We start from the raw sequence: 6,106 nt of genomic DNA, 5'->3' as shown, positions 1-6,106 counted from the left end.
GCCTGGCCGGACGCGACCGCCAGGATCATGCCGATGCCGCAATTGAAGGTGCGCATCATTTCTTCCGGCGCCACGCCGCCGGTCTTGGCCAGCCACGAAAACACGGGAGGAACGTCGATCGCCTCGAGGTCGAGCTCGGCCGAAAAATCCTTGGGCAGCACGCGTGGAATGTTTTCCGGGAAGCCGCCGCCGGTGATGTGGGCGAGCGCCTTGATACCATGCGTGTTGCGGATCGCCTTGAGAATCGACTTGACGTAGATGCGGGTCGGCTCGAGCAGTGCTTCGGCCAGAGTGGCCTCGTCGTTGAACGGTGCCGGATCGCTCCACGACAGACCGCTGACGGCGACGATGCGGCGCACCAGCGAATAGCCGTTCGAGTGCAGGCCGGAGGAAGCCAGGCCCAGCAGCACGTCGCCTTCGACAATGTCATCGGTGGGCAGCAATTGGCCGCGTTCGGCGGCACCCACCGCAAAGCCGGCGAGGTCGTAGTCGTTGCCGTGATACATGCCGGGCATCTCGGCGGTCTCGCCGCCGATCAGCGCGCAGCCGGCCTGGCGGCAGCCCTCGGCAATGCCGCCGACGATCGCGGCACCCTGGTCGGGATCGAGCTTGCCGGTGGCGAAATAGTCGAGGAAGAACAGCGGTTCGGCACCTTGCACGACGATGTCGTTGACGCACATGGCGACGAGGTCGATGCCGATCGTGTCGTGCTTGCCGGCATCGATGGCGATCTTGAGCTTGGTGCCGACGCCGTCATTGGCCGCCACCAGCACCGGATCGGTAAACCCGGCCGCCTTGAGGTCGAACAGGCCGCCGAAACCGCCGATCTCGCCATCGGCGCCCGGCCGGCGCGTCGCGCGCACCAGCGGCTTGATCTTCTCGACCATGAGATTGCCGGCATCGATATCGACACCGGCCTCGGCATAGGTGAGCCCGTTCTTGCGCTTGTTCACGTCGCGCTTGCTCATTTCTGGTGCCCGTTCAGCAATTTTCCTTGTCGCGGGCTCTTCGCATGAACGGTTTCTGTCCGCAAGGATAACGGCCATCTCGGCCTACAAAACCGTGGACAGCGCGCACGTACAGGCGCTCGTGATTGGCGAAAGCCAAGCTGAAGGCCGCTCCCGTGCGGGGAGATCGGCAGCTCCTCCCTTGTTGCCACCCGCCATCTTCATCATCTATCTCCGACCAAGAGGAGGTGCCAGGCATTTGACCATCCCCAACCTGATCACCATCCTGCGCCTTGTCCTGGTGCCGGCGGTGGTGCTGGCGATGCTGCAGGCGCGCTGGGACTGGGCTTTTGCCGGGTTCCTCGTCGCCGGCATTTCGGGCGGCGTCGATGGCTTCATCGCCCGCCGTTTCAATCAGCAGTCCACGCTCGGCGCCTATCTCGATCCGATCGCCGACAAGCTGCTGCTGGTTTCGGTGTTCGTGGTCATGGGCCTCATCGGGCAATTGCCGCTGTGGCTGGTCGTCACCATGGTGTCGCGCGACGCGTTGATCGTCTGCGCGGTCCTGCTGTCCGCCGTCATGGCCCATCCGGTCGAGATGAAACCGCTTTTCGTGTCGAAGGCCAACACCGCCATCCAGATCGTGCTGGCGGCGGTTGTGCTGGGTGAGCTTGCCCTGTCGGTTCATCTCGACCCGCTGAGGCCGGTTCTCATATTGCTGTCCGGGGTCTTGACCGTGGCTTCGGCCGCAGCCTATCTCGTGACTTGGCTGAGGCACATGAGCTGACATGACGAAGGCTCCACTCCGGACATCCGAGACAGAAGCGGCGGCGATCGAGGCCGCGGCCGCCGACATCGCCGCGTCCGCGACCTTTCGCCGCCAGATCTTCTTCTGGCTGGCCGGCGCCGCGCTGCTGGCGCTTTTCCTCTATGTCTTCAGCGCCATCCTGCTGCCCTTCGTCGCCGGCATGGTGCTTGCCTATTTCCTCGATCCCGTTGCCGACCGGCTGCAGCGGCTCGGCCTGTCGCGTTTCATGGCGACGGTGGTCATCCTCATCACCTTCCTCATCGTGCTGGTCCTGGCCTTTGTCATCCTCATTCCGGTTCTGGCCACGCAGATGGCCGATTTCGCCGGCAAATTGCCGGAATATCTGACCCGGCTGCAAAGCCTGATCACCTCGTTCGATCCGAAATGGCTGGAGCAGAAGTTCGGCGTCAACGCCAATAGCTTGCGCGACGGGCTGAATTCGCTGCTGACCTCCGGCTTCGGTTTTGTCACCACCGTCTTCACCTCGCTGTGGAGTTCCGGCATGGCGCTGGTTTCTGTGGTCAGCCTGTTCGTGGTGACACCGGTGGTCGCCTTCTACATGCTGCTCGACTGGGACCGCATGGTGGCGGTCATCGACGGCTGGGTGCCACGCGACAACGTCCAGACCGTGCGCGCCATCGCACGGGACATCAACACCGCCACGGCAGGCTTCGTGCGTGGCCAGGGCACGCTGTGCCTGGTGCTGGGCGCCATGTATGCCACCGGGCTGACGCTGACCGGACTGAACTTCGGCATCCTCATCGGCCTGTTCGCCGGGCTGATTTCCTTCATCCCCTATGTCGGCTCGCTGACCGGGCTGGTGCTGGCCGTCGGCGTCGCCTTCGTCCAGTTCTGGCCGGACTGGACGATGATCGTCGCGGTCGCGGTCGTGTTTTTCATCGGCCAGTTCATCGAGGGCAACATCCTGCAGCCGCGGCTGGTCGGCAAGAGCGTCGGCCTGCACCCGGTATGGCTGATGTTTTCGCTGTTTGCCTTCGGCGCGCTGTTCGGCTTCGTCGGCTTGTTGATCGCGGTGCCGGCTTCGGCCGCCGTCGCCGTGCTGGTGCGGTTCGCAATAGCCCGCTATCTCGAATCGCCGCTCTACAAGGGTCGCGGCGCGGCACCTGTGCCGCAGCTTCCGGCCGATCGCGGCGGCGGCCACCGCACGCAACCGCGTCGCTGAAGTGACTGCCCAGCCAACCGACCCGCCGCGCCAGTTGCCGCTCGACCTCGGCCATGGCACCGGCTATTCGCGTGACGAACTCGTCGTCTCCGGCACCAACAACCAGGCGGTTGCGCTGGTCGACCGCTGGCCGGACTGGCCATCGCCGGTGGTGGTGCTGGCCGGTCCCGCGGGTTCTGGCAAGACGCATCTGGCCTCGATCTGGCGCGCGCGTGCCAATGCGGCGGCGGTCGACGCCAGGCGCATCGGCGACAGCATCGCCAATCTCGGCGCGCGGCCGGCGCTGATCGACGATGTCGATACCGGGACGGTTGACGAACAAGGCCTGTTCCATCTGATCAATGCGGTGCGTGGTGCCGGCTCGCAACTGCTTCTGACGGCGCGCCGCTTTCCCTCGGCCTGGGGTGTTGGCCTGCCTGATCTTGCCTCGCGGCTGAAGGCGGCTGCGACAGTCGAAATTCATGAGCCCGACGATCTCCTGCTGGCAGGCGTCATCACAAAACTCTTCGCCGACCGTCAGATCGAGGTCGAACCGCATGTCGTGCAATATCTGGTCCGCCGCATCGAGCGCTCGCTGGCGACAGCGATGCGCGTGGTGGAGCGGCTCGACCGGACCGCGCTCGAACGCAAGACGCCGATCACCAGGGCGCTGGCAGCCGAAACCGTCAGTGCCATGGATGAAGGGCAGGGCGAGTTCGAGATCTGAGCCTGAGAGGCCGGTCTCAGAGCCACATTCTGGCGATCAGAGCCACATTCTGGCGAAATGACGGACTGCGAGATAGACGGCAGAGTGAGCGGCGATATAGCCGGCGGCGACCAGCACAAACATCCCGATACTGACACGCCAGGAGCGGGAGACCACGGCGCCCGGGGCCTGCCTCGCCTGTCTGCGGCTTTCACGGTTATTCCACATCGCCAGTGCGGCGCAGGCAATTGCCCACGTCACCATGACCGGAACCGTTATGCCGGCATAGGCAAAGTAGGCCGGTCCGAAAAGCGACACCCAGGCATCGATTCCAAGCATCTGACCCCCCTGTTTGCCGAACCGCCCGCGGCTGCCGGACACACGGCCGGTGCCGCAGCAAGTGAACCGTATGGCTGCGCCGGGCATTGGGCTGTGGGGGGATGGTCGGAGTGGAGAGATTCGAACTCCCGACCCTCTGGTCCCAAACCAGATGCGCTACCAGGCTGCGCTACACTCCGAACGGTCTGTTGCCTATTCATTTCGGTGGTGCATGGCAAGTGCAAAAACCTGCGAGAGCAAAAACCTTGCCGCCGTGCGCATTGCGCAGTAATGACGGGCGAAGGGTGGCGATGCTGCCTTGCACAACAACGAGGTGGCCATGTCCGCGCGCATTTTCAGCCCAGCCAAAACCGCGATGCAGTCCGGCAAGGCCAAGACCGGTTACTGGGTGCTGGAATTCGATCCCGAGTCGCGCAAGAAGATCGACCCGCTGATGGGCTATACGACGTCGGCAGACATGAGAAGCCAGATCAGGCTTAGCTTCGACACGCGCGAAGAGGCGGTCGCCTACGCCGAAAAGCAAGGGCTCGCTTTCCGCGTCGAAGAGCCGAAAGAGACCAAGCGCCGCCAGATTTCCTATGCGGAGAATTTCCGCTATGACCGCAGGACGCCCTGGACGCATTGAACGGCGCCCGGCGCCAGAATATCCAGCCGGCCCAAGGGCCGGCCAGCGGTCCCGTAGCTCAGCTGGATAGAGCACCGGCCTTCTAAGCCGATGGTCACAGGTTCGAATCCTGTCGGGATCGCCAAAGCCTTTCGGTCCGTTCCGGACACATAGGTTACGGTTTATACCGGAGACACGGGCTTTCAGAGAGCGGTATCAGGCCTCGTGCGCTCAGACCGCCGCCGCCAGAAGCAGCGTTACCCCCAGGACCGTCGACGCATAGATCGTCGCTAGGAGCACGATCGGCCGAGGATACTCGGTGGGTGTTGCGAGGCTGGTTATGTCGGGACCCCGAAATGTTTCGGTGCCGGGCGACGGGACGTCGGCGGCGGTGGCAGCGTTGTCATTGCAAGCGCGCACAGAAAGGCGCTGGATTATATCGGCGGCGATCAGAGGATCGTCCGCCACCAATTTCGACCAGTCCGAAACAATGCCGATTTCATGTTGTGACATCGCGCGCCTCCCATTTACGGCCTAACAGCGATGTCTAAATTATGTTCCACTAATAGTTTCGCGAGGCGGACCGCTCTTTGTCACTGCGGTCTTCTGATCGATGAAAACCACGCCCGCTGCCTCCAAGCCTCGACGGATGGCAGCCAGCTTGGCGGGACTGGGAATCCTTCGCCCGCTCTCAAAACTGCCAATCGTTCCTTCGCTGAGGCCGCACTTCGCGGCGAGTCGCACCTGCGACCACTTCAGGATCGCTCGTGCAGCTCTGCACTGCTGGGGTGTAAGGGGTTGGGTCCCTGAGACGGTGGCGCTTCGCTTGTTCACATCCTGACGGTCCTTCGCTTCGGTGGGACACGGCTTTGCACCAGGCCCGCCTTGTCCAGATCCACCGTGACCATTGTCCCGAGCGACACCGTGACCTTGTCGCCGTCGATCCGCTTAACGTCGCCGGATAATTCCATCTGCTGGCCCCTGGTCAGCCTGGTTGCCGGATCAATGACCGAATGCGGAAGACCGGGGATCGACACGCTGACGCGGTCCTTCGTGACGCGCTTCAGCACCGTCGCCATGACCGCCACCTCGTCGCCGACTTTATTGCCATGCTCTGATTCTGGGGCGGCATCTGCCGGCGTCAAGGATTAGCTGCGTCTGATATAGAAAAGTCCGCGGGCGTGGCTCGGCGCCAGCGTATTATTTCGTTACTCGGCCTTTTCGGAACCTTCCCGCGCACGGCGCGTTCGGCCCGCTGTATTCGCGGACCCTCATATAAAAGTGGACAGGCGGGAGGCAAACAAGGGTGGGGAGGAGTGTTGCCATGTCGAAGCGAGAAATAGGGATATCTTCGGCCCTCGATCGGCGCATTGCCGATCTCAGGGCCAGGATGCAGGACGCCCGGATCACGGAATACGAAATGAAGACCTTTCAAAAAGTGGCTTCAGCCATGGGAGGCGACGGAGGCTCCCTGCGTCTCGATGCCGACGACCTGATCGCGGCATCCTTTGTCGTCGATGCGCTGGGTGAACCGACGCTC

Annotated in this window: 10 protein-coding genes and 2 tRNA genes; 6 read left to right on the top strand and 6 right to left on the bottom strand. The window is 63.2% G+C overall.

From position 1 onward, the window contains the following. The coding region (gene purM / locus ENZ74_RS18345; protein ID WP_127312906.1) for a phosphoribosylformylglycinamidine cyclo-ligase at positions 1-968 on the bottom strand (968 nt) is incomplete at its 3' end. 238 nt (positions 969-1,206) lie between these two features. Here purM and ENZ74_RS18340 point away from each other — a divergent pair. From ENZ74_RS18340 to hdaA, 3 genes are read left to right on the top strand one after another with little or no spacing between them, the layout of a single operon-like run. Further along, the gene (locus ENZ74_RS18340; protein WP_127312905.1) at positions 1,207-1,734 is read left to right on the top strand and encodes a CDP-alcohol phosphatidyltransferase family protein; all 528 of its coding nucleotides are present in this window, start codon (positions 1,207-1,209) and stop codon (positions 1,732-1,734) included. Between the two features lies 1 nt (position 1,735). Then, on the top strand, positions 1,736-2,938 hold the full coding sequence (locus ENZ74_RS18335; protein ID WP_013532443.1) for an AI-2E family transporter: 1,203 nt from the start codon (positions 1,736-1,738) through the stop codon (positions 2,936-2,938). A gap of 1 nt (position 2,939) precedes the next feature. Continuing rightward, positions 2,940-3,644, top strand: coding sequence for a DnaA regulatory inactivator HdaA (gene hdaA, locus ENZ74_RS18330; protein ID WP_013532442.1), 705 nt, complete (start codon positions 2,940-2,942; stop codon positions 3,642-3,644). Between the two features lie 36 nt (positions 3,645-3,680). On the opposite strand, the gene ENZ74_RS18325 is transcribed toward hdaA, so the two are convergent. Both ENZ74_RS18325 and ENZ74_RS18320 read right to left on the bottom strand, forming a co-directional pair. Then, positions 3,681-3,962 (bottom strand): hypothetical protein, encoded by a 282-nt coding sequence (locus tag ENZ74_RS18325; protein ID WP_013532441.1) that lies wholly within the window; start codon positions 3,960-3,962, stop codon positions 3,681-3,683. Positions 3,963-4,064: 102 nt separating this feature from the next. Beyond that, positions 4,065-4,141 (bottom strand) — tRNA-Pro (locus ENZ74_RS18320). A gap of 140 nt (positions 4,142-4,281) precedes the next feature. On the opposite strand from ENZ74_RS18320, the gene ENZ74_RS18315 reads away from it, so the two are divergent. After that, positions 4,282-4,587 carry an ETC complex I subunit gene (locus ENZ74_RS18315; protein WP_013532440.1) on the top strand — a complete coding sequence of 102 codons (306 nt, stop codon included), beginning with the start codon at positions 4,282-4,284 and terminating at the stop codon, positions 4,585-4,587. 47 nt (positions 4,588-4,634) lie between these two features. Then, positions 4,635-4,711, top strand: a tRNA-Arg gene (locus ENZ74_RS18310). Positions 4,712-4,797: 86 nt separating this feature from the next. Here the strand turns inward: ENZ74_RS18310 and ENZ74_RS18305 are convergent. From ENZ74_RS18305 to ENZ74_RS18295, 3 genes are read right to left on the bottom strand one after another with little or no spacing between them, the layout of a single operon-like run. Then, positions 4,798-5,079 carry a hypothetical protein gene (locus tag ENZ74_RS18305; RefSeq protein ID WP_013532439.1) on the bottom strand — a complete coding sequence of 94 codons (282 nt, stop codon included), beginning with the start codon at positions 5,077-5,079 and terminating at the stop codon, positions 4,798-4,800. Positions 5,080-5,118: 39 nt separating this feature from the next. Then, positions 5,119-5,400 (bottom strand): helix-turn-helix transcriptional regulator, encoded by a 282-nt coding sequence (locus tag ENZ74_RS18300; protein ID WP_013532438.1) that lies wholly within the window; start codon positions 5,398-5,400, stop codon positions 5,119-5,121. Then, a complete protein-coding gene (locus tag ENZ74_RS18295; protein ID WP_244514287.1) occupies positions 5,397-5,711 on the bottom strand; it encodes a hypothetical protein in 315 nt (104 codons plus the stop codon). Before ENZ74_RS18295 ends, ENZ74_RS18300 begins: the two co-directional genes overlap by 4 nt. Positions 5,712-5,890: 179 nt before the next feature. On the opposite strand from ENZ74_RS18295, the gene ENZ74_RS35160 reads away from it, so the two are divergent. Beyond that, on the top strand, positions 5,891-6,106 hold a 216-nt coding region (locus ENZ74_RS35160; RefSeq protein WP_127312904.1), incomplete at its 3' end, for a hypothetical protein.

This window comes from Mesorhizobium sp. M7A.F.Ca.CA.002.15.2.1 (assembly GCF_003998715.1).
Lineage (GTDB): Bacteria > Pseudomonadota > Alphaproteobacteria > Rhizobiales > Rhizobiaceae > Mesorhizobium > Mesorhizobium ciceri.
This window is presented reverse-complemented; position numbering and strand designations above follow the sequence as displayed.

Bases quoted from the DNA above. Each gene is read 5' to 3' on its own strand.
- ENZ74_RS18335 (WP_013532443.1), top strand. From the start codon at position 1,736: ATGACGAAGGCTCCACTCCGGACATCCGAGACAGAAGCGGCGGCGATC.
- ENZ74_RS18325 (WP_013532441.1), bottom strand. From the start codon at position 3,962: ATGCTTGGAATCGATGCCTGGGTGTCGCTTTTCGGACCGGCCTACTTT.
- ENZ74_RS18315 (WP_013532440.1), top strand. From the start codon at position 4,282: ATGTCCGCGCGCATTTTCAGCCCAGCCAAAACCGCGATGCAGTCCGGC.
- ENZ74_RS18305 (WP_013532439.1), bottom strand. From the start codon at position 5,079: ATGTCACAACATGAAATCGGCATTGTTTCGGACTGGTCGAAATTGGTG.